Origin of the sequence: Tumebacillus avium (assembly GCF_002162355.1) — a bacterium.
GTDB classification, from domain to species: domain Bacteria; phylum Bacillota; class Bacilli; order Tumebacillales; family Tumebacillaceae; genus Tumebacillus_A; species Tumebacillus_A avium.
Genome location: NZ_CP021434.1, coordinates 3,630,595 through 3,652,681, shown reverse-complemented (window position 1 = coordinate 3,652,681; position 22,087 = coordinate 3,630,595). Strand labels below are relative to the sequence as shown.

The 22,087-nt window shown below is 55.9% G+C and carries 20 protein-coding genes; 4 read left to right on the top strand and 16 right to left on the bottom strand.

The window, feature by feature from the left end; all coding sequences use genetic code 11:
• Window positions 1-8: 8 nt before the first annotated feature.
• From CBW65_RS17880 to CBW65_RS17805, 16 genes are all read right to left on the bottom strand, one after another.
• Window positions 9-3,071 carry a baseplate J/gp47 family protein gene (locus CBW65_RS17880; protein ID WP_087457987.1) on the bottom strand — a complete coding sequence of 1,021 codons (3,063 nt, stop codon included), beginning with the start codon at window positions 3,069-3,071 and terminating at the stop codon, window positions 9-11.
• Between the two features lie 26 nt (window positions 3,072-3,097).
• Window positions 3,098-3,499, bottom strand: a complete 402-nt coding sequence (locus CBW65_RS17875) for a GPW/gp25 family protein (protein ID WP_087457986.1) — start codon at window positions 3,497-3,499, stop codon at window positions 3,098-3,100.
• 14 nt (window positions 3,500-3,513) lie between these two features.
• Window positions 3,514-4,242, bottom strand: a complete 729-nt coding sequence (locus CBW65_RS17870; RefSeq protein ID WP_087457985.1) for a phage baseplate assembly protein V — start codon at window positions 4,240-4,242, stop codon at window positions 3,514-3,516.
• Window positions 4,239-5,351, bottom strand: a complete 1,113-nt coding sequence (locus CBW65_RS17865; protein ID WP_087457984.1) for a phage late control D family protein — start codon at window positions 5,349-5,351, stop codon at window positions 4,239-4,241. Before CBW65_RS17865 ends, CBW65_RS17870 begins: the two co-directional genes overlap by 4 nt.
• 6 nt (window positions 5,352-5,357) lie before the next feature.
• Window positions 5,358-5,990, bottom strand: coding sequence for a CIS tube protein (locus tag CBW65_RS17860; protein WP_087457983.1), 633 nt, complete (start codon window positions 5,988-5,990; stop codon window positions 5,358-5,360).
• Window positions 5,991-6,023: 33 nt separating this feature from the next.
• A complete protein-coding gene (locus CBW65_RS17855) occupies window positions 6,024-11,270 on the bottom strand; it encodes a hypothetical protein (RefSeq protein WP_087457982.1) in 5,247 nt (1,748 codons plus the stop codon).
• Between the two features lie 5 nt (window positions 11,271-11,275).
• Window positions 11,276-11,719: a phage tail protein gene (locus CBW65_RS17850; RefSeq protein ID WP_087457981.1), complete on the bottom strand. Its 444-nt coding sequence runs from the start codon at window positions 11,717-11,719 to the stop codon at window positions 11,276-11,278.
• A gap of 17 nt (window positions 11,720-11,736) precedes the next feature.
• Window positions 11,737-11,898, bottom strand: a complete 162-nt coding sequence (locus CBW65_RS17845; protein WP_232463355.1) for a DUF6760 family protein — start codon at window positions 11,896-11,898, stop codon at window positions 11,737-11,739.
• 32 nt (window positions 11,899-11,930) lie between these two features.
• Window positions 11,931-12,308, bottom strand: a complete 378-nt coding sequence (locus CBW65_RS17840; RefSeq protein ID WP_087457979.1) for a hypothetical protein — start codon at window positions 12,306-12,308, stop codon at window positions 11,931-11,933.
• An 85-nt stretch (window positions 12,309-12,393) separates the two neighbouring features.
• A complete protein-coding gene (locus tag CBW65_RS17835) occupies window positions 12,394-12,828 on the bottom strand; it encodes a phage tail protein (RefSeq protein ID WP_087457978.1) in 435 nt (144 codons plus the stop codon).
• Window positions 12,829-12,859: 31 nt separating this feature from the next.
• Window positions 12,860-14,608, bottom strand: coding sequence for a phage tail sheath family protein (locus tag CBW65_RS17830; protein ID WP_087457977.1), 1,749 nt, complete (start codon window positions 14,606-14,608; stop codon window positions 12,860-12,862).
• A 35-nt stretch (window positions 14,609-14,643) separates the two neighbouring features.
• Window positions 14,644-15,420, bottom strand: coding sequence for a hypothetical protein (locus CBW65_RS17825; protein ID WP_157722033.1), 777 nt, complete (start codon window positions 15,418-15,420; stop codon window positions 14,644-14,646).
• Entirely contained in the window at window positions 15,417-15,983 is a 567-nt protein-coding gene (locus tag CBW65_RS17820) for a Pvc16 family protein (RefSeq protein WP_087457975.1), read from the bottom strand. The genes CBW65_RS17825 and CBW65_RS17820 overlap by 4 nt, the downstream gene beginning before the upstream one ends.
• Before the next feature lie 13 nt (window positions 15,984-15,996).
• A complete protein-coding gene (locus CBW65_RS17815) occupies window positions 15,997-18,177 on the bottom strand; it encodes an ATP-binding protein (protein WP_087457974.1) in 2,181 nt (726 codons plus the stop codon).
• Between the two features lie 252 nt (window positions 18,178-18,429).
• Window positions 18,430-18,870 carry a DnaJ family domain-containing protein gene (locus tag CBW65_RS17810; RefSeq protein ID WP_087457973.1) on the bottom strand — a complete coding sequence of 147 codons (441 nt, stop codon included), beginning with the start codon at window positions 18,868-18,870 and terminating at the stop codon, window positions 18,430-18,432.
• 100 nt (window positions 18,871-18,970) lie between these two features.
• Window positions 18,971-19,756: a class I SAM-dependent methyltransferase gene (locus tag CBW65_RS17805; protein WP_087457972.1), complete on the bottom strand. Its 786-nt coding sequence runs from the start codon at window positions 19,754-19,756 to the stop codon at window positions 18,971-18,973.
• A 135-nt stretch (window positions 19,757-19,891) separates the two neighbouring features.
• Here CBW65_RS17805 and CBW65_RS17800 point away from each other — a divergent pair, with 135 nt between their 5' ends.
• From CBW65_RS17800 to CBW65_RS17785, 4 genes are all read left to right on the top strand, one after another.
• A complete protein-coding gene (locus CBW65_RS17800) occupies window positions 19,892-20,221 on the top strand; it encodes an ArsR/SmtB family transcription factor (protein WP_087459285.1) in 330 nt (109 codons plus the stop codon).
• 21 nt (window positions 20,222-20,242) lie between these two features.
• Window positions 20,243-20,728, top strand: a complete 486-nt coding sequence (locus tag CBW65_RS17795; protein ID WP_087457971.1) for an SRPBCC family protein — start codon at window positions 20,243-20,245, stop codon at window positions 20,726-20,728.
• A gap of 150 nt (window positions 20,729-20,878) precedes the next feature.
• Window positions 20,879-21,283 carry a hypothetical protein gene (locus CBW65_RS17790; RefSeq protein WP_087457970.1) on the top strand — a complete coding sequence of 135 codons (405 nt, stop codon included), beginning with the start codon at window positions 20,879-20,881 and terminating at the stop codon, window positions 21,281-21,283.
• Window positions 21,284-21,362: 79 nt separating this feature from the next.
• A complete protein-coding gene (locus tag CBW65_RS17785) occupies window positions 21,363-22,058 on the top strand; it encodes a tryptophan 2,3-dioxygenase family protein (RefSeq protein WP_087457969.1) in 696 nt (231 codons plus the stop codon).
• Window positions 22,059-22,087: the final 29 nt, after the last annotated feature.

Below are 22,087 nucleotides of genomic sequence, written 5' to 3'. Positions count from 1 at the left end.
TCATTGAATTACAGCAGGTCAACTTCGATCTGATGTTTGCCGTTCATCACGATCCCGTGCTGGATGCGGATCGCTTCCTCCAGCGTCAGTTCGGTGCGGGTGCGGTCTTCCACTTTGTGGACGGTCAAAGACAATTTCTTGACGTGGTTGACGCCCGGCACCGCTTTGAGCAGGCCGTAGAAGACGGAAGAATGAATCTGCTGCCCGATCTCCCAGCCTTTGCCGTCGTAGTTGCCGGTGTACGGATCGAGGAAGCCGTTCAGCTTCTGCACCGCCGTCAGTTCGGCCGGGACGATCTGATCCATCGACGTGACGGCGAGCTGCGCGAAGATCGAGATCTCCAGATAGACCGGCTCGATGACGGTGACGCGGCTGGACATGGCGATCGTGTTCGCCGATCGCTCCGCCAGATACTCCTCGACTTTGCGTTTCAGCTGCGGGAAGAACGGACGGCCGTTTTCGCCGCCGCTGCCTAAGACGGCCAGCGTGATACAGCCGTTTTCCCGCTCCATCTTGGCGTTGTACCCGGGCAGGCATTTGACTTTTGCGATGTCATGGTAGGCCTGGCGCGCCAGCCATTCGTAGTCTTGCGCGGTGATCGCACGGTCGCGGTGGCGCACCGTCTGCGGGCCGCGCTGCAAGGTGGCACGCAGCGGCTCGATGTTGCTGCCGCCGCCTGCAGGCTCCGGGTTGAACACTTCCTGCACGAAGGCGATCGACTGCTGCAGTTGGGTGATCCGTCCCGCTTCGACGTTGCCGCGCTTGCCGGCGATTTTTTTGTAATGCACCATCACCGGCTCCGGGCCGTTGCTTGGCAACGCTTTGCCATGCACGCCGTCACCGAAGCGCAGCACCCCGGACGAACGGTCGAGCAGATAGTGGCGGTCAAGCGGCTCAGACTGGTCAAAATGCCCAACCGCTGCGTATCGCACCCAGAGCTGCAAGATATTGCCGCCCGAGTCGCGGATCACTTCGGTCGCCGTCGCATCTTGCTCAAGCAAGGCGTTCAGGTCAAGCTCGTTGAGATGTCCCGTCTCGTCCACCCAGACTTCTTCGGAGAAGACGGGCGGGCTTTCCAGATGGAAATGGACTTCGGTGTCGCTGACGTGGACTTTCTTCGGAACTTCGCGGCGGATCGATTCCTGCTGGATCACTTTGGCGGTGTTCAAGTGGATGCCGGCCAGATGTGGGCGCGGGCTGTCCCCTTGCTTTTTGCGTTCGAACTGCCCGTCGCGGTTGATGGCGCGAATCCAGTACAGCTCGCGGGTGAAACGTCCGCTTTTCACAAAATCGGACGGGCCGGCGAACTGCACGGTGCCGCTGCGGGTGAAGCCCAGCGTCTCGTCGATCGTTTTCAGCGGCGTCCACTCCGGCCCGGACGGGCCTTGGCGCAGATATTCCCACTCGATCAGCGGCAATTCGGACGACGCGGTGACAGGCATGCCTATCATCGAAAAGTACATCTGGATCGGCCCTTTGCGCGGCGCCTGATCAAAGCCCATGTAAAACGCCGGATCGGTGCCTTCCAGCCCCGCAAACGGCGCAAACAGCGTCTGGCCTTGCAGGACCTGTGCGGTGCGGTCGAGCACTTCCATGTTGTTTTCTGTCAGGCAGCGCTCGACAGGGAACCCCGCATCGGGGAAGTAGCTGTATTGCAGGCGGAGATTTTCCATTTTCGGCGACAGGTAGACCGGGTTGTTCGAGTACAGGTTCTCGACTTGCAGCACGCGCGCCCGAATCCAGCGCGCCTGATGACCGCTGACCATCGTGTCGGCCATGTCGCTTGGACAGGTGAACTGCATCACTTTGTCCACACCGGCGTCGCTTGGGCGGTAGAAGATCTCTTCGTACTCCTGATTGTGGAACAGCCGGACCCAACTGTTGCCGTTCCAATATTCCCAGATCACGTGCAAGACCGATGTCTCATGCACTTTCGGCTTGTCAAAATCGGTTTCTTTCATCACCATTTTCCACTCGATCTTCTGCTCTTCTTCGGGCAGCAGACGGTGCGGGACCGCTTTCAAGCGGAAGGTCATCGTGATCACGCTGTCACGCTTGGTGAACACTTCCTGGCTGCCCACATAGAACAGGGCAAACGGCGCGAAGTGCTCGCCAAACGGATAGCAGCCGGCCGGGTCGACCTGAATGTCATTGAAAAAAAGCAACTCGGGCGCAATCCCGCCTTCGCGGTTGGCGTCGAGGTAGTTGGTTTTGACGTGGAGAGCGTCGATCAACAGCGGTTGCTGCGCGCTCGCCACCTGCTCCAGCATATTTGGTTTCAGCATGCAGCGAATCCAGCGGTTTTCGATGCCTTGGAGTTCGTGCAGGACGATCTCGCGGACTTTGTTTTTCGTGAGCAGCAGGCGGTTGCCTTTGGCGCTGACCACATCAAACGGCTCCCAGCCCTGCGGTCCGTAATACGCCCATTCGAGCGCGGTCGGGTCGGCGAGTTTCTCCCCGTATGATTTTTCCAGATAGCGTGCGGCCGAGTGGTAGAAATCGAGCTCGATCACAGCCGGCTGCGTGGCGGTAAACAGGTCGCGGTGCCCGAGATACAGGCAGTGCGACTGCAGGTTCTCCCCTTGCGCGAAATCATACAGGAGAGCAGGGTTCTCCGGGCTTGGAGCCAGGCGCAAAATGCGGTCATGCTCGGTCGAAGTAAGCCAGGTCTCGGCCAGTCGAGCCGGGGTGACGAGCAGCGGGGCGGCCGTTTCAAACGGGATCGCGTCGCCGCCGTCTGACGCTTCGGCGAGCAGAGCCGTGCCGGGCGGGATCAGCACCGGGTGCGGCGTGCCTTCACTGACGGTGAAGGTAACGTAGCCGGTGGCCGGGCTGGCCGGAAGCTGTGCGAGGCCGGTCAGGTTGAGAAAAGCGATCAGGTTTTTCATCGGAACGCGGTTGAGGCGCTCGACGTTTTGCAGGTACATCTCGGCAAACATGTAGAACAAAGCGGCGCCGGCATCGGGGTCGCTCGGGGAGAATCTCCACTCCGGCGTGTAGTATGGAACCATCTCTTTCATGCGCGTAACTAGATCCTGCAAAGTGCGCTCGTCAATTCTGGGTGGCAGCATGCTCTCCCCTCCCTTCCTCCGGCTGTTTATCTGGTGCCTTCATGCATGTAGAACGGATAGACTTGGTTGTACAGGTTGTTGGTCGTGCGCACGCGGTAGGCTAAGCTGATGTGCAGTTTGCCTTCATCGTGCTGCTCTTGGGTGATTTTGACGTCCACTTCGTGCACGCGCGGCTCCCAGCGCATGATCGCTTCTTCGACAGACGCTTCCATCAAGGACAAGGTGGTTGGATCGGTCGTTTCAAACACAAATTCATGGATGCCGCAGCCGAAGTCGGGGCGCATCACCCGTTCGCCTTTTGCCGTATAGAGGATGATGCGGATCGCTTCGGCGATGTCGTCTTCAAACTCCGACATGGCGATACGCCCGGTAGCCGGGTCGACGACGACCGGAAATTTCCAGCCGCGCCCGAGAAAACTTTTTCCCATCAGTTTCATCCTCTCTAGTTGATTTTGACCATCGTGCCTTTGATCGTGACCATGGCGCTCGATTCCAGCGTGAGGTTGCCCGTCGCTTTCAGGCCCATCATGCCGGATGCTTCGAGGTTGACTTGGGCCGATTTGACTTTGACCGCTTTGGCGCTTTCGATGTTGATGTCGCCTTGGGCGGTCAAAGTGATCTTGGCCTGTCCGCCGCCGGAGTCGATCGTGATCTTGCCGGAGTCGCCGCCGGTGATGACGACCGAGTTTTTGCTTTTGCTGTCGGAGATCTTCAAGGTCTCCGCTTTGTCATCGATCTCGATCAGGTGCTCTTTGGCCGTCTTGATCGTGATTTTGCCTTCGCCGTCTTTGTCGTCAAAGGTGATCTCGTGTCCGGCGCGGGAGACGATGCGGCGCAGGTTGTTTTTTTCCGCGTCGTAAGTCGGCGGCTTGTCTTTCGGATTCCAGAGCATGCCGATCACGTACGGTTCGGCCATGTCGCCGTTATGGAAAGCGACGAGCACTTCGTCATCGACTTCCGGGACGAAGACGGAACCGCGCTCTTTGCCGGCCATCAAGGTGGCGATGTACGCCCACTCGGTGACTTCCTCGCCTTCGCGGATCGGGATCTTCAGTTTGACGCGCCCGAGGTTCTCCGGGTCTTTGTTGTCGGTGACGAGGGCGCGCACCACGCCATGAACGTAGTTGCGCGACTCGGTATGGGAAGGTGCCTGTGTCCACGAATTGATCATACTGCATTCCCCGCTACTTCAAATGTGGTGAGATAGCCTGACGAGCTGATTTTATGGGTGACGGTGCGCAGGTACATCGGTTGGTTGAACCGGGCGCCGAGACCGTTTAGCTTGAGAAACCGTCCGGCGATCAGCTCCGGGAAGCCGATCGACTCGCCGCTTCCGGTGATCAGGCGCATCGACGCTTCCAGCGCCTGCGCGTCGGCGATCGTCTGCAGCTCGCTCAAGTCGGACAGGTTGGTGTTGGTAAAATTCACTTTGTTGTCGGCCGCAAAGGTGGCGAGCAGATCTTCACCGGTCGACGAGTTGGAGTTGACCGGCTTGATCGGTTTCGATTCCGCCTTGAGCTGCTTTTTTTCTTTCGGGTCGTAGCCGGTGACGACAAACTTTTTGACTTGGAAGTCGAGCTTCATCGACGTGGAGAACGACTTGAGGTTCTTGCCGAAGACGAGCGTCGTGACCGGCGTTTTGTTTTGGTACGGTTTGCGGAAATAGACGTCTTTGCTGAGCACAAAAAATTCATAGAACGTCTCCCCGGCCAGCTTTTTGATGAAGTTGTAGTCGTCCTGGCCTTGGCGGTCGATCTTGTTTTTGACTTTGGTGGTCGACTCGACGTTGGAGACGGACAGGGAATATTTTTGCGCGATCTCTTTGACGACGTCGCTGTTCATCTTTTTCTCCCATGAGTTGGCGGCCGCCTCGCCTTTGCCGCGCATCATCACGTAGGAGTAGTCCATGCCGGTGACGGTCAGCGTCGGATTGCCGCCGGACGGGTAGTTGTACGACACGTTGGTGATCAGGCCGTAGAACAGCGTCTCCAGTTTGTCGACATAGCCCATTTTGATCTCGACCGGATTGCCGAGGACGAAGGTGTCCGCCCAGTCGAATTCGCGGGACACCCAGTTGTAGGCGTTGTTGACCGAGAAGGAGAAGGAGTTCGCTTTCTCGATGCTCTGGGTGACGGTGACGTTGGTCACGGCAGCGCCTTGGCGCACGATGTCTTTGCCGTCCACGTTGATCAGAAAAGCGGGGGCGAAGAATTTGCCGTATTTGGATTCAAGGTCTTCAAATTCGTAGGTCGAGCTGTCGAGCTTGATTTTCGGCGGCATGCTTCATCACTCCAATCGCGGGATGGTCAACGTGCGTCCGGCTTCGAGCTTTTTCGGGTTGTCGATGCCGTTGGCTTTGGCGATGTCGCGCCATTTGCCGGGGTCTTCGTATTCTTCGCTGGCGATCATCCAGAGCGCATCGCCTTGGCGGAGCAGCTTTTGTTTGGTGCGGTCGGCCGATTGGCGCGGGATGTCCTGGTACTGCTCTTTGACCCCGTAGACCGCTTTGAAGGTGAGGTTTAGCGTCGCGCGGACGGGGTTGCCTTTGTTGGAGAACATGGTGAACTTCTGGTTGAGCTTCTCGATGATGCCTTGGAACTTGAGCGAGCCCCAGACGAATTTGACCATCGGCGGGGCGTGCAAGTCTTTGTCGACGGCGAGCAGACCGGCGATTTGTTTCGTGTAGTCGCGGACGTCGGCGTCGGCGCTTTCGCCGTAGCAGTCGAGGAACAGCTCCATCGAAAGCGAGGGCGTCTGGCCGGAGACGAACTGCGCGATCGGCATGGAAAGGCCGGGAATGGTGTGCCAGGCGAACTGGTTGCCGTGATCGAGGGAGTAGTTGTTCGGGTTGAACAGGACTTTGATCTTGGTGCCCTTTTGGCCGCCGTTTAAGACTTCGATGACTGCTTTGGTAGTCATGGCAGTTCCTTCCTTTCCAGAGGATGATCGCGGTTAGAGTCCGCGGACGGTGCGTTCGAATTCGATGCGTTTTTCCAGCTCGCGGTAGAGATGGTCGACAAGTTCGTCCATGTCGAGATTGGCGAGCGGGTTGTTTTTGTTCGGTTGTGGCGCCTCGCTCGCTTCCGGCGCCGGTGTGACCGGCACGGCAGGTGTCGGGGCCGGTTGGGCTGCGGGCTCCGCAAGTGGTTGTTTGCGGTAGTCCATCGACGGCGCTTCGTGCTGCTGCTGTTGCTGATGACGAAGGGTGAACGCAGATTCCTCTTGGTAAGGGGTCGCTGCGCTCTGGTTCGCGTTCGCATTGGCTTCGCGGTGGACGGCCTGGTTGTCAGGCTGTGCCGCGTTTGGCAGGAGCTGGGCGATGGTGGTGGGCAGGGTCTTGGCTTGTGTGACGATGCCCGTTGCCGGGGTGTTGGTCCGGTTGGTGAGCAGCGGGGTGTTGGTGATGGTGTTCATCATCCGCTGCCCCGTTCCGATCCCCGGCATGCCCGCGGGGTCTTGCGGTTGTATGTTGAGGCGGTGGTGCTGCCTTGATGTGCTGATGAAATTGGTTGTGATGTCGTTGCTAAGCTGCTTGTTGAGTTGGTTGCTGAGTTGCTCGCTGAGCTGGTTCGTTGTGTTGATCAGGTTCGTTGTGTGCGTCGTGTTTTCGGTACTGAGTTGCTTGTGAACCTGACTTGTGGTGTGGCTGAGATTCATTGCCGTTTCGGTGCTGAGTTGCTTGATCAGCTGATTGGCGGTGGTGATCTGATTGGTTGCGGTTTCCGTGATGTGTTGCTTGTTGAGCTGATTGGTGATGTTGAGATTCGTTTCGTTTACCGAGTTGAGCTGCTTGCGCAGCTGGCTCGTGGTATTGAGCAGATTTGTTGCATTTTCGGTGCTGAGTTGTCTGCTCTGTTGATTCGTGATGTTGATGAGATTCGTTGCATGTTCCGTGCTGAGTTGCTTGCTAAGTTGATTCGTGGTGTTGATGAGATTCGTTGCTGTTTCTGTGCTAATCTGCTTGTTGAGTTGATTCGTCGTGTTGATGAGATTCGTTGCTGTTTCGGTACTGAACTGCTTGCTAAGCAGACTCGTGATGTTGAGGTGATTTATAGCATTTTCTGTAGTGAGCTGCTTGCTGAGCTGACTTGTGGTGTTGACGAGATTCGTTGCAGTTTCTGTACTGAGCTGCTTGTTAAGCTGATTCGTGGTGTTGATGAGATTCGTTGCATGCTCGGTACTGAGTTGCTTGCTAAGTTGATTCGTGCTGCTGACGCGATTCGCAGCATTTTCTGTGCTGAGCTGCTTGTTAAGCTGATTCGTGGTGTTGATGAGGTTCGTTGCATGCTCGGTACTGAGTTGCTTGCTAAGCTGATTCGTGATGTTAACGAGATTCGTTGCAGTTTCAGCACTGAGCTGCTGGCTTAGTAGATTCGTGGTGTTGATCAGGTTCGTTTCGGTTTCCGAGTTCAACTGCTTGCTTAGCTGATTCGTGACGTTGACGAGATTCGTTGCATTTTCCGTACTGTATTGCTCGCTGAGCTGCTTGCTCAGTTGGTTCGTGATGTTGATGAGATTCGTTTCGTATTCCGTATTGCGTTCCGTGCTATGCTGGCTCGACGTATAGAAGAGATCTGCAACATTCTCCATGCTCAGCAATCTAATCAACTGGCTCGTGGTGGTGATGGAGTCTGTCTCGTTCTCTGTAAAGAGCTGCCTGCTGAGCTGGCTCGTGAGGGTGACGAGATTCATCTCGTTACCTGTCATGAGCTGCTGGTTAAGCTGGCTCGTAAGATTCACGAGATTCGTCTCTGTTCCTGTCGTGAGCTGCTGGTTAAGCTGGCTCGTAAGATTCACGAGATTCGTCTCTGTTCCTGTCGTGAGCTGCTGGTTAAGCTGGCTCGTAAGGTTGACAAGATTCGTCTCTGTTCCTGTTGTGAGCTGCTTGTTAAGCTGGCTCGTAAGGTTGAGGAGATTTGTCTTGTTTTCTGTCGTGAGCTGCTTGCTGAACTGGCTCGTGAGATTGATGAAATTCGTTGCGTTTTCGGAGCTGAGCAGTTGGCTGAGTTGGCTCGTGCCGGTGATCAGACGCATGGCGCTGTCATCGGCGAGGAGCTTGCTTAGCTGGCCTGCGGTGATCTCCTGCTCGGACGTGCTGAGCGTATGGATCAGTTCGGACGCATTGGCGATTTCGCTTGTGCTGACCAGCATTTCTGACACGCGCAGCGCATCGGTTGTCGTCAGCGTCGACAGAAACTCGGCTGTTCGGAGTACCTCCGGTGTCGAGAGCTTCATCATCACCGGCGTACTCAGCGTCACCAGGAACTCGGCGCTTCGCACCGCTTCCGGCTGGGCTGCCAAGGTGAGCAGCTCGGCGGAACGCACGACCTCTGCCCGACTCAGGGTGGTGAGCAATTCTGTCGCCCGAGTCAATTCCGGGGCGCTCAAGTTGTCGATCAGGCTTGTTGCATGGGTGATGCTTGCGGTGTTGCGGAGTGTATGGATCAGCTGATTCACGTTGCTAACATCTGCTGTGTTCAGCGCATGAATCAGACTGGTTGCATTCTGTATTTCGGTATCGGTAAACAAAGACATCAGCGTTCCGGCGTCTGTGATCTCCGTTTGGTTCAGCACGTTGATCAGCTTGGCAGCATGGCTCAGGTTGGTTGTGTTGAGCTGAGCTGCCAGCGTCGTCACCTGCGAAAAATCAACGGTGGCAAGATCCCCGAGTTGCGTGACCGCTTGGGCGATCTCCGTCTGGTTCAGCTGTTGCAGCCGCTGTGTCACGCTGCCTGCCTCGACCGTTCGGAGCTCCTGCAACAGTTGGTTCACATGCACAACTTCGCCGGAACGCACTTCTTGCAGCAGTTGAGTCATGTTGGCGACCATCGTGGAGACATCAGAATCGCTCTTGGTCGCTTCGACACTGTCGCCTTCGATCGTTGTTTGATTGGCATATACAAGGTTCGTTGCGCTCAACTGGTCACCAGCATGTGCTTCTGTAAAGCTGCTGACCAGTTGAGTGATCCGACCAACATCTGTTGCCGACAGCGTGTTGATCAGCTGGCCCGCTTGGCGGAGGTCGGTCGCACGCAGCGTGTCCACGAGATCGACAGCGTCGGTCGAAACGGCCGAATGGAGCTGGGCGATCAACTGGCTCGTCTGCGTGACATTGGTGTTCGAAAGCGTTTCAACAAACCGGGAGATCGACGCTGACTCTGCCGGATGCAGTTCATCCATCAATTGGTGCACATGGGTCAGATCGGTCGTCCGCAGAGCGTCGATCAGGTGATGCACCGTCAGATCGGTCGTGCCCAGCGTGTCGATCAAATGACTCACACCGGACAGATCGGTTGCCGACAGCCTGTCAATCAAGCGGTTCACTTCGGTCACTTCCGTAACCGCAAGTTCCTGCAGCAGCCGATTCACGCCCGTCATGTCGGCAGCGCGCAACGTCTGGGCAATTCCATTGACAGTTTCCAGTTCTTTTAAGAAATGGCTGGTCGCGCCAAACTCTTGAATCAATTGGCTCACTTGCACCAGTTCATGGGTTCCGTACTCGCTCACCATCTGGCTGACGCGGGTCAGTTCGGTTGTGCCAAACTCTTGAATCAGCTGGCTCATCTGCACCAGTTCATTCGCGCCGTACTCGTTGACCATCTGGCTGACGCGGGACAACTCGGTGACGCCAAACTCCTCGATCAATTGGCTCATCTGCACGAGATTGTCCGCCCCGTACTGATTCACCAACTGGCCGACATAGGTTAGTTCAGCCGCTCCGTACTCATTCACCAGCTCGCTCACCGAAGACAGCTCAGCCGCCCCATACTCGCTCACCAGCTGGATCACAGTGGACAGCTCGGATAACCCGTATTCGGTGACCATTTGATTCACAGAAGACAGCTCGGCCGCCCCATACTGATTCACCAAGTGGCTCACAGCAGACAGCTCAGTCGCCCCATACTGATTGACCAACTGGCTCACCGAAGACAGCTCAGCTGCCCCGTACTGATTGACCAACTGACTCACTGCGGACAGCTCGGCCGCCCCATATTGGTTCACTAACTGATTCACAACAGACGGCTCAGTCGCACCGTTCTGACTGACCAATTGGCTCACCGAGGATAACCCAGTCGCACCGTTCTGATTGATCAGTTGACCCGCCGAGGACAACCCCGCCGTTCCGTTCTGACTGACCAGTTGGCCCACCGGGGTCGTTTCTGCCGCCCCCGGCTTGCTCACCAAATGGCTTCCTTGCGGGTTCGCCGCCTGCTCTGCATACTGGCGCGTATCGGTCAGTTTCAGGCGGACAGCAGGCTGGATGCCCAACAGGTTTTGAATCGTCAAATGACCCGCCATCTGGCGGTTGATCCGCTGCTGGCTGCTGAAGTAGTTCGCATACGGCCGCACATCCAGCAGATGCGGATTCTGCCGCGTCACGACGCGCAGCGCTTCGCGCACCGGCGCGGAAATATTAGGATCAGGACGCAGGCTGTTGCCTGCATCTTGCTTGTTCTCTGCTTTAGTGACCGCTCGATGCCGCGCCATCTGCTGACTCAAGTCAACATACGGCTGCAGCACTTGCACATGGCGGCTCAAGTGCTTGGAAAAACTCTTCAGCACCTGTTCCCCGCGCTCTGTCTCAAGCTCTGTGCGGTCCAGTCGTTCCTGCATCGTCTGATGGTAATGCAAAAGTGTCCGCAGCGTATCCTGCACCGTTCTTGCAGTTCCATCGTCTTGCAAACTGCGCTGTGCCTGATACAAAGCGGTCGTCAACTGCCCCGTCCGGGACAGCATGGTCATGCGCTGTGCCGCTTGCGCCGGCGCTTGTTGCAGCAGGGTCTGCAGTTTGTGGCGAACCCCCTGCATCGAAATATCGCCTTTGTTCGTATAAAAAATCTGAACCGGCGCCAAAACACTCCCCGTCAACATCTTCGTGACCGAGTGCTTCAACACCCCGATTTCATTTTGAATCCCTTTCGCAAATGCTCCCTTGGTCAGGGTCTCAACCGTTTGCGAAGTGTTCTTGTTCTGCCGCTGCAGCAGTTCGATCTGTCCGCGCAGCTGAGCCAGCAACTCCGCGATCTCCGGACTGCCCTCTTCCGCTTCCAAAAGCTCCAGTTCCCGAAACACCAGACGCAAGAACCCGAGGTAATCGTCATGGGAAAAACCATACTTCCCCAAAATCCCCTGCGCAAAATCGGGCGTCAGCAGGCCGCTTTCGACACTATGCAGTTCAAACGGTTGCAGCACGTTCATCGCTGTCACTTTCCTTTGATAAACTTGATTCCCTGATGCACAAGCTCAATCGTTTCAATCGCCAAATTGCTCGAATTCGCATTCAGTTCCGGCCCGCCCCACTTCACCGGGTAGGCGTTGACAAATGTCCAGCGGCACAGCTCCGAATCCTTTTTGTCATACATGATCACCGCGCCGCTTTTCTTGGAAATCTTGCCGTCGCGGGTATTGAGAAACCACTTCCAGAGTTCATCCCCGTTGCTCACGCCGCGCTTCAGCACGAGCGCCGGATACTTCGTATGCTTCGGAAAACGGTGCACAAAAATATTCACGCCGCCTTCCTGGTACTCTTCATATTCAATCTCCGCCTGCAAGCCGGTCACTTCGCTGAACCCGGCCACTTGAATCCCGTCCAGCTCCACTTTGAACCGAAACCCGGCCACAACGTTACGCGGTTTGATCTGGGCCACTCGAAGTCACCTCTATCCTAGAACTCGCCAAAGATATCAAACGGGTTGTCGCTTGGCTTTTCCCCGTTCAGATTGCGGTTGATCCGCGAGATTTCATCACACCAGCGGCGGCGTTCGCGGTGATCCATCGACATGATCTCATCATGCGGCCAGTGGAAATAATAGGCGATAAAGCCCACTTCCTCATAGATCTTGTCGACAGGATATAAGGTTATGCTCCGCTCGGCCCCGGAAGAAAAGCCATGTCGACCTCATGCTCATGATCGCATTTCGGGCAGACCGTCTTCACTTGCACGCCTTCGCCTTCGTTGATCTGACGGTAGAAGTTTTGCAAAAACGCCAGGTCGGCCGTGAAAAATTTCTCGACGGTGCGCGTGTCGATCATGGTCAGGTCGCCGAGGCGGGTGATGACGCGGGACAGCAAAATGATCGTCAGGTAGCCCGGATTGGACTGTACGCGCGGGTCGCGCATCGGGAGAATCTCATCGGCTGCCGTCGCCAAACGCATCACGCCGCGCTTGTGCAAGGTGCCTTCTTCGTCTACAAAACCCTTCGGAAGAATAAATTCATATTCAGTCTGGAATGCCATCGTCGGTTCCTCCCGGATAAATAGTAGGGAGAACAAGAGGACAAAAATGGCCCTCTTGTTCCCCAAAACAAATGCCTGTCAAAAATTACTTGGTGCGCTTCATGCCTTCGTGCGCGATCTCAAGCGATTCGATCGTCACTTCGGACGCGGTCGCGTTGAGGTCCGGGCCGGTGTACTTCATCGGCCAGGCGTTGATGATCTGGAAAGCAGCCGCATCGGCGCCTTTTTCGTCCATCACGGTGATCGTGATCGATTTGCGAACGATCTCGCCTTTTTCGATGTACTGGAAGATCCAGTTGAACAGCTCCATGTTGTCGGTCATCCCGCGCTTGAGCGTGATGTTGCCGTACTTGGTCAGGCCCGGCAGTTTGCGCGGGGTGGTGACTTCGGTGCCTTCACGGTACTCGACAACGTCTACAGACGCGTCATAGCCGGACACTTCGCTGAAACCGGCCGATACGATGCCGTCATATTCCACTTTAAATCGAAACTTGCGGTACGGGTCTTTACGGTCAGACATACCTCTACCTCCTTCTTACCAAAATGTAGGATTAGTTGTCGCTCGTCTTCTGCGTGAAGCGGAAGATGACAAATTCAGCCGGTTTGACCGGCGCGATGCCGATTTCACAGATCAGGCGACCGTTGTCGATGTCGTCTTGCGTCATCGTCGTGCGGCCGATGTTGATGTAGAAACCTTCGCCCGGGGATGCGCCGACCAGTGCGCCGGAGCGCCATACGCCGGTCAGGAACACGTCCATCGTGCGTTGTACGCGTGCCCAGAGCGGCTCGTCGTTCGGTTCGAAGACAACCCAGTTCGTGCCGCGCAGCGTCGATTGTTCAACAAAGATGAACAGACGGCGCACGTTGATATATTTCCAAAGGCCGTTCGAGGACAGGGTGCGAGCGCCCCATACGCGGATGCCTTGGCCGGTGAAGGAACGGATCAGGTTGACGCCGATCGGGTTGAGCGACGCCTGCTCCGCGTTGTTGTACTGGCAGTACAAGCCGGTGCAGTTGCGCACGACTTCGTTCGCCGGAGCTTTGTGCACGCCGCGGGTCGTGTCGGAGCGGGAGTAGATGCCCACGATCGAGCCGGACGGCGGGATGAAGTTGCTGCGCTTTTCCAGCGGGTCAAACACTTGCAGCCACGGGCCGTACAGCGCCGCGTAGGAAGAGTCGAAGTAGTTGCGGTGCGTTTGCACGTCTTCGATCTTGGTCGTTTCTTTCGGCAGATCGAGCACAGCAAAGCGGCTCTTCAGGTTTTCACAGTGCGCCACGAGGTTCAGCTGCACGTTCGGGTCGGTCACGCCCGGGATCGCAAGGATCGCCACTTCGTCGTTGTCGACGAAAGCCGCCAGACCGGTACGCTTGCCCGGGCCGTTGTCCACGCCGTTGAAGTCGGAAGCGACCATCGCGCGCGCGTTGCCGTCGGTGCCTTGAGTCAGCACGATGTCAAACGTCGTGCCGTCGTCGATGCGGCCGGTGATGACCTGGAACGGAGTTTGCACTTCTTCCGCTTCCGGACGGGCGCGGAACAGATCGTTCACTGCGATCAGGTTCGACTTGCCAAGCACGTTGACCACATAGTACGGGCTTTCCACGTTGAAGGAGAGGTTTTCAAACTTCTCCGCTTGGTCAGCGTAGAACACTTCAAGAGAAAACTCGCAGGTTTGGATGGTCTTCTTCGGGATCAGGTCGGTGTCAACCACGTCGCCTTCCAGCGGCTTGGCGAGGGTGATCACATCGTCTTTGGCAAAGACGACTTTGTTGTATTGCTTGTTGCCTTCCGCATCGGTGTAGACGACAACGTCGCCTGCAAAGAAACCGTCTGCGCTCTTCAGCTGGTACTTCGGCTGACCGTCTTCCACCAGTGCGGTGATCTTGGTCTTCGCCTTGTTGTTGCTGCCGATGACAACGCGGATCTGGTTACCCCATGCCCCTTGGTTGCTTGCTGCCACATGCAGCGCCAGGGTTTCCTTGTTCTCTTCGGTCAGGTTGGTCGCAGCCACTGCATCGGCCGGAACCACGCGCGTTACGAAGCAGCGCCCTCCGCCGTTCAGGAAAAAGTGTTCTACTGCGTAGGCCAGGTAACGGTAATCACCGTACTGGTTCTCCGACAGGTAGCTCCCGTAAATGCGGCGGAAATCGTTAAAGCTGGTGACCAGTTGCGGCACCCCTACCGTCGGTCCGCGCTGTGCGCAGCCGATAAAGCCGGCGGTGCTGGTGCTGACGCCTTCCATCGGCACTGAGCCGCTGTCAAACTCTTCCACATATACTCCAGGCGTTTTGTACTCTGGCATCGAAGCCCTTCCTCTCATTTGGATTTGATCTATCGTCAACTTGCGAAATCGTCAAGGTTGACTGCGCGTAAATTCAGCAATGTTCCTTCTTGGACCCTCACCTCCCGACATAATTCACGTTCTCCGTGGAACACCGTGATCCGCACATCAAACGCGGCGCTTTTGCAGTTGCCAAACGCCAGCACGACTTCGCCGCGCACATCGGTCACCGTCTCCACACAAGGCAGCAGCGAGACGCCGCGCGCATGGCTTGCCAACAGCGGCGCTGTCAGCAAAAACGTGCGGCTGCCTTCCTTCGCTTCGGCGATCGTCACCGTCTCCGCGCCCAGCGCATAACGCTCGCCAACGCGGATGCGGCCGCTCAACCGGGACAGGGCGAGCTCTCTCGTGCCTGCCACCGCCTCTGCGGAAAGTTTCGCCTTCGTGCAAGATTCTGAAATCGCGGTGCCGCGCACGCGCATGCCCGGCAGCGGCAGGCCATCTTCATCCGAAAATGACGCGCGGATCAGCGTCGTCTCTCCGGCGAACGGATAAGACGGCTTCGGCGCTAACGGCACGATCACCACCGGATACAGCGGGTCGAGCTCTTCCACCGCCACAGTGACCTGTTCGGAAAAATAGTGCTCAGCCTGCACCTGCGAGCTATAGGTGCCGTCCGCCAGATGCTGAAACACGTTCATCCCATTGGTCTTCTGCAGCGGCGGCCGCAGCACGCCGTCCGCCGTCACGGTGTATTTCCCCAAAGGCGGTCCCGCCGTAAAGCTGTCGACCGCCTGCACGACCAGCAGGCGTTTGCCTTCGCCCTTCATCATTTCTCGCCAAACGTATCGCCGCGGTCGACGATGCGCCCAATCGGCTTGTTTTTGCCGGAATCAATATAAATCGGTCCGGCCATAATGTTGAAGGAGAGCTTGTACGGCTGATTGGGGAATAACGTGATCGCCGTGTGCAGATTGATCGGCTCGCGCATGATGATCTTAAATTCCTCATTGGCATCGGCGAGCGCACCTTGCAGCACCGACCCTTTGACGATCGAATTGTCATGCAAGACCTGAATCGCGCGCCCCATGACCCGCTGTTCGTCGATCGAGCGCGTCTGCAGGTCGGCGTTCGAATGCGCCGTGACCAGATAATGCAGGTCGACCGCCATCGGCGGATCTTTGACCGACGGGCCGTTATCGATCATATACGACTGCTGGGCCACGCCGTTTTGCTCGATCTGGTAGAGGAACAAGGAAAGCACAAAGTCCCCTTTGTCTGCCGGCGAGGCCAGACCGATCATCTCCGGCTGCGGGATCGGATCGGGCGTCATATGCGTTCGCAACAGTTGGACAAGCGTTCTGCCGACATCGGCCAGCGCGGTAAAATCTGCCACAGTACTCCGCCTCCTACACGCCTAAGTATTCTTGAAACTCATCGAGCTCGTGTTTGAGCAGCAGTTTGCCCGTTTTGCCAAGCTCGTGTTTGATCGCCCGAATGATATGTTTCATTCCGACGGGACTGCCCGTTTCAACCGCCAAAAACGCGGCCGACATTACGATATTTTTAATGTTCCCCCCGGCAAACTGGAATTTGTCAGCGAGGTAGCGGAAGTCGAGATCGTCATCGAGCGGCGTTTCCTGAGGAAACATGCCGCGCCAGATCATCTCGCGGTACTCCGCGTCCGGGAACGGGAACTTGATCACATAGTTGATCCGCCGCATAAATGCTTCGTCCATATTCTGCTGGAAGTTGGAGGCGAGGATGGTAATGCCTTCATACTCTTCCATCTTTTGCAGCAGGTAGGCGGTCTCAACGTTGGCGTATTTGTCGTGTGAATCTTTGACTTCTGAGCGTTTGCCGAACAGGGCATCCGCTTCATCGAAAAACAGAATCGCGCTGGAGAGCTGCGCTTCAGCGAAGATCTCCTGCAGGTTTTTTTCGGTTTCCCCGATGTATTTAGAAATGACTTGCGACAAGTCAATTTTATAGATTTCCAGATGCAGTTCTTTGGCGATCACTTCGGCCGACATCGTTTTCCCCGTGCCGGGCGGTCCCGCAAACAGCATCGACAAGCCTTTGCCATAGGACAGCTTGCGGTCAAATCCCCACTCGCCATAGACGACCGAGCGGAATTTCATTTGATTGCAGGCGTTTCTCAGGTTGTCTTTCTGCTCGTCGGGCAGGATCAACTGCTCAAACGTGTAGCGCGGCGAGATCCGCACCGCCTTTTTCTCGAGGTTGTGCTGAACCTGCGCATAGCAGGCCCGGTGCAGCGCATCGAGATCGATCGGCGTGTCGGCGTCCTGTTGCCAGTGTGCGTTGGCTTTGGCAGCCAGCAGCGACTGTTCGATCTGGCCGATGGTGAAGCGAAACTTGCCGGCCATCGCCCGCCAGTCGAGCTCATCGGCGACCGTGAAGCTAAGGCTTGCTTCCTCCCAGACCTTTTTGCGGACGAGGTCGGGCGGCACTTGCAGCGCGAGGTCGATGAAGACGCGCCCTTGGCGCAATTCCGGCGCTTTCCACGGCTTTTCTGACACCAGGAACGTAACTCCTCGAAACACTTCCAATGCTTCTTGCAGGATGAAAATCTGTTTCCGCTGCAGCGCCTCATCCCCTTCGAGCAAGAGATGCACGCCAGTAAGTCCCAGCGCCGCACGCTGCAAGTGAGCTTCCCGCACCGCGCGGGAGAGCACGTCCGGGAGCGGCTGTTCGTCCTGCAGCGCTTCCCGCAGATTGACCAGCACCAGCTTTTTCCCCAGATGCTGCGCCGTGTGGCGCGCGTGGAGCTTTTTCCCGGAGCCCGGATTGCCGCTGATCAGAAACAAGAGCGCCGTCTCCGCAGCATTCGTATCGACAAACCGCCGCAATTGCTCCTGGACGTTCTCTTCCCAACGCAGCGCCGGAAGCGGCTCGTTTGGATCAAACGTCTGTGCACAGCGGGCCAGCACTTCATCCCCTTCGCCCGTTTGCAGCAAAAAGCGGATCATGCGCGGCTCCAGTCGCAATTTTCTGGACAACAGCGTGTCATTCGCCTCTTCGTCCCGTTTGAAAAAGTAAGAAAACAAGGTTCCGTTCGGCCGCAGTTGCTCCATGATACCCATCATGTCTCCCGCTGTCTGACCAAGCAGTTTCACCACCAGGTCGACGGTCGGGCTTTTCAAGGTTACATCATCTTGCAGGTAGGCGTACAGCTTTTCATATTTGCGGTGCACCTCAACCGCGAGGGCAACCAGCAGAATCTGCTGCTCCAAAGCGGAGAGTTGAAACACGTCCGCCACATACGGCAGCGGCAAAAAATGGCCTTCCGCCGCGCTGAGCCCGACTCGCTGCATGATCCCCGCTTCCAGTTCCTCCAAGAGCGATGCGTGGGCATCGTCTGCCAGCGGAAAGGAAAAGACAGGTTCTTCCAGCAGGCGGTACACTTCCTGCTCGGAGACGACGAGCCCTTTAAACGGGTCCATCATGTCATCGGCAGGCGGATTTGCCGCCTGTTGCCGCTCCAAAAGCAGGCCGATTTTCACATCCAGCCACTCCAGCAATCCGGCCAGATGCTCCCATCCGTTTTGGTATCCCCTCGGTTGTTTCATGGTGCCTCCCTTTAAGTGACAAAAACCGACATAAATCTTCTATCGCTCCTTATTTTATACCATCTGCGTTGCTATATCTAGCACGGATTTTCATGATTAAGTGAGTTGTATACAGAAATATTTACATATTCGATAATTGTGGTAAACACGTGAATAGAAAAAGGTTCCTGACTCGTTAGAAGCAGGAACCTTTTTTTTTCAAATCGTGAAAACAAAACGCCTTGGCATCTGCCAAGGCGCTCAGTCTTTCTGCTAGACCCATTTTTCATATTGTTTGCGGATTTTCTCCGGGAAAATTCTCGTTTTCTGCATCGCGAAGGGACAAGACAGGTTGTACTTTTTTATCTGCTCGTTGATCGGGAGCACAGCCGTTTCCAGATCGACCCCCTTGCCGCTGTCGAGAGCATCGAGCACCTTTTTGATCTCATCGCGGATCTTGTGCTGCAATTCCAGCCAAGGAGGCAGGACATTGGCGTTTTTCAAAATCGAGTTCAGCGCATAGTTCTCGTTGTGGTGCGCGTCGTCAACAGCCTGCGGTTTGCCTTTGTGCGGATTGTCTTGCAGCCCGCCGCCCTTTTCAAAGTCCTTGAATGCTTCGTCCAGCCACGAGGACACTTGCACTTCCGAATAGCGGGTTTCCTCCGAACTCTCGCGCACTTCCCCTGGCACAAATTGATTTTTATCTTTCGCCATGTTCCCATCCTCCTTAAGCTTCTGCTCTCTCTACCTCCAGTATATGTTAATTCGCTCTATGAAAACGGTTTCACAAGCCCGAAGTTGTGTCGGTTTCCTGTCACTTCTTGGCGAGCACCATCCATTCTTCGATCTCAAAAGAAATCACATGGCCGTCCTCGATCACGACGTTAAAATACGCTTGCCACGCCTGCTCGCCGGAGAGGATCAGCCTTTCCGTTTCGCGCACTTGTTCCTCCGTGCAGGACATACGCTCCATCCACGACTGGAAGCGGAACGTTTTGCGGCGCAGGAGGCTTTGCGCTTCGGTCAGGCCGGCTTTTTGGAACAGCGCCTGCCATTCGTCCACGCTCAGGCAGCGCAAGTGGCTCGGGTCGCGCAGCTTTTCGATCTTATCGCGCCAGGCGCCCATTGCTCCGGTCGGCACCACGTTGTCGATCATCAGGAACTGTCCGCCCGTTTGCAGCACGCGCGCCGCTTCTTGCACAAAAGCGCCCGGATTCGGAAAATGGTGCGGCGCGATCCGGCAGGTGACGATGTCAAACGCCCCGTTCAAAAACGGCAGGTCTTCCGCATCGCCGCGCACGAACAGCACGTTGTCACAGCCCTCCGCGTGCAGATGCCCGGATGCGGCTTGGAGCATCTCCCGCGTCAAGTCGCAGGCGACCACGCCACCGACATGCGGCGATAACGCTTTGCTGACATGCCCGCCGCCTGTGGCGATGTCCAGCGCCCGGGCCGATCGCTTCGGCTGCAGCCACTCCACCAGCAGGGCGAGGTCATCGCCTTTGGCATGCAGTTCGCTTTGCACATAGTGCTGGGCGTTTTTCCCGAACTGGCTTTGCACCAGCGCTTTTGCCTCGTTTGTGTTTTCTTGGTTGTTCATCGTTGCAACACCTCCTGCTCTTATTCTATCCCCTGCCAGCCCTTTCCGGTTATAGAATTCCGATAAGGAGTTATCGGAAAATTGGATATGGAATATTCCTTGACTAGAATATTCCATATCAGGTATATTGAACTCATGAAACAGCACTCGACTCTAAGCGCACTTGCCGACCCGAACCGTTTTCAGATCATCGAATTATTGCGTACCGGTCCCCTGACCGTAGGCGAGATCGCCGAGCGGCTCGGACTCCAACAGCCTCAAGTCTCCAAACATCTGCGTGTACTTAGTGAAGCTGGTCTCGTCGAGGCCCGCCCGGTTGCCAACCGGCGATACTACAAATTGTGTCCCCAGCCGTTTCAAGAACTGAATGCCTGGCTGGATACGTTCAAGAGCGTCTGGGACGACCGACTGGATCGATTGGACGATTACCTGCAAGAACTGCAAGGCAAAGAGAAAAAACAATAGATGCTCAGAGGAGAGATCTCGATGTCCGAATTGGAAATTACCCGCATTTTGAATGCCCCGCGTGAACTGGTGTTTAAAGTCTGGACCGAGTCCGCACACCTGCAGAACTGGTGGGGCCCGACCGGCATGAAGCTCGAAGTTGCCCAACTGGAACTCCGCCCGGAAGGCATCTTCCACTACAGCATGGAGACCCCGGACGGCAACAAAATGTGGGGCAAATTCGTATATCAGGAAATCACAGCGCCGGAGCGGATCGTCTACATCAACTCCTTCGCCGATGAAGCGGGCAACACTGTGCGCGCCCCTTTCTCCCCGATTTTCCCGCTGGAAGTCATGAACATCATGACCTTCGAGGAGCACGAAGGCAACACCAAGTTCACCTTGCGCAGCACGCCGCACAACGCCACCGAAGAAGAGCAGCAATTCTACGCAGCTATGCATGCCAACATGCAGCAAGGTTTTGCCGGCACTTTTGGCCAGTTGGAAGCGTACCTGGAGACACTGTAAATACGACTTCAATCGCATTTGTAGCCATCGGTATTTTCTGCCGATGGCTTTTGTTGTGGGAAATTTATGGTAAAATGAAGAAGGGTTTAATTCATACTTTTCAAAAAAAGGGGTTGGCTTTGCAATGGCACAACAAAGGAGCGGCTGCTCTTGGATCTTAATTATTGGCGGCGGTATCTTTCTTGGATTCGTACTCCTCGCGTTCTGTTAAACTTGTCCCTACTTGCTGGCACCTATGCACTTTATCTGCTCAATGAACACGTATGGAAAGAACTGACGAACAACGCATTTTTGCACGGGCATTTCAATGATGCTCTCGCCATGTGGATTTTTCTTCCCTATATCAATTTATTGCTCTCCTTTTATCCGTATCGAGTCATAAGCATCACTTCGATCCCGGCTTGTCTTGGACTGGCGCTGCTCTCCGGCTTGGGTTGGGAATATCTCACCCCGTTGTTTTTGACTCGCAGTGTCAGCGACCCGATCGATGTAGTGATGTATCTGATCAGCGGCATGACTTATGCTCTCTTTGTTAAAAAAGTCACAGTCTCCTGAGCGACTGTGGCTTTTTTGGCATGCATAGAATAGCTCTGTGATGATTTCCAGGCTCTCAATGCGATGGGAGGACTTTTTTATGACCAAACCCCTTACCGACTACGAAAAGTACATCCGCACCGAAGAACTGCTCGCGCTGCAAAAAACGAATGACCAGCTCTGCTGCCCGGATGAGCTGACGTTTCAGATGGTGCATCAGATCGCGGAACTGCATTTCAAGCTGATCTTGCAGCATCTGCAGCTCGCCAAGGACTCTATGGCGGCAGAGCGCATCGATGACGCGGCGACGCAGCTGCGCCGGGTACATATTCATTTGCAGCATGTGCCGGCCGTCTTTAAGATCACCGAGTGTATCGAGCCGATCGAATACCATACCATTCGCCTGCACTTAGGCCGGGGCAGCGGGCAGGACTCGCCCGGTTTTAATCAAATCTTGCAGCAGGGTCCGACCCTGTGGGAACCGTTTCAACAGCTGCTGACCAAACAGAGCCTGACGCCGCTGGCCCTGCATCAAAACCCAAAAGCCCACTACAGCCTGTTCCAGCTCATGCAGGCCCTGATCGAGTTTGACGAGGACTTCCAGTCTTTCCGCTACAGCCATCTGCAGATGGTGCGGCGCATGATCGGGCTGAACGTCAACTCTTTAAAAGGCGTGCCCGCCCAAACACTGCAAAAAGGCACCCGGCATGAATTTTTCCCGGAGCTGTGGCAGGCCGTATGTGACCTGACGGAACACACGGGCACTTCGTACAATGCCAAGCCGCTGCCCGACTAAAGTGAAAAAGCATCTGAGCGGCCCAAGCC

Coding starts and splice junctions, on each gene's coding strand:
- CBW65_RS17870 (WP_087457985.1), bottom strand. CDS start 4,242: ATGATCAATTCGTGGACACAGGCACCTTCCCATACCGAGTCGCGCAAC.
- CBW65_RS17785 (WP_087457969.1), top strand. CDS start 21,363: ATGACCAAACCCCTTACCGACTACGAAAAGTACATCCGCACCGAAGAA.
- CBW65_RS17830 (WP_087457977.1), bottom strand. CDS start 14,608: ATGCCAGAGTACAAAACGCCTGGAGTATATGTGGAAGAGTTTGACAGC.
- CBW65_RS17815 (WP_087457974.1), bottom strand. CDS start 18,177: ATGAAACAACCGAGGGGATACCAAAACGGATGGGAGCATCTGGCCGGA.
- CBW65_RS17825 (WP_157722033.1), bottom strand. CDS start 15,420: ATGATGAAGGGCGAAGGCAAACGCCTGCTGGTCGTGCAGGCGGTCGAC.
- CBW65_RS17875 (WP_087457986.1), bottom strand. CDS start 3,499: ATGGGAAAAAGTTTTCTCGGGCGCGGCTGGAAATTTCCGGTCGTCGTC.
- CBW65_RS17835 (WP_087457978.1), bottom strand. CDS start 12,828: ATGTCTGACCGTAAAGACCCGTACCGCAAGTTTCGATTTAAAGTGGAA.
- CBW65_RS17795 (WP_087457971.1), top strand. CDS start 20,243: ATGTCCGAATTGGAAATTACCCGCATTTTGAATGCCCCGCGTGAACTG.
- CBW65_RS17805 (WP_087457972.1), bottom strand. CDS start 19,756: ATGAACAACCAAGAAAACACAAACGAGGCAAAAGCGCTGGTGCAAAGC.
- CBW65_RS17865 (WP_087457984.1), bottom strand. CDS start 5,351: ATGCCGCCGAAAATCAAGCTCGACAGCTCGACCTACGAATTTGAAGAC.
- CBW65_RS17880 (WP_087457987.1), bottom strand. CDS start 3,071: ATGCTGCCACCCAGAATTGACGAGCGCACTTTGCAGGATCTAGTTACG.
- CBW65_RS17855 (WP_087457982.1), bottom strand. CDS start 11,270: ATGAACGTGCTGCAACCGTTTGAACTGCATAGTGTCGAAAGCGGCCTG.
- CBW65_RS17840 (WP_087457979.1), bottom strand. CDS start 12,308: ATGGCATTCCAGACTGAATATGAATTTATTCTTCCGAAGGGTTTTGTA.
- CBW65_RS17800 (WP_087459285.1), top strand. CDS start 19,892: ATGAAACAGCACTCGACTCTAAGCGCACTTGCCGACCCGAACCGTTTT.
- CBW65_RS17810 (WP_087457973.1), bottom strand. CDS start 18,870: ATGGCGAAAGATAAAAATCAATTTGTGCCAGGGGAAGTGCGCGAGAGT.
- CBW65_RS17860 (WP_087457983.1), bottom strand. CDS start 5,990: ATGACTACCAAAGCAGTCATCGAAGTCTTAAACGGCGGCCAAAAGGGC.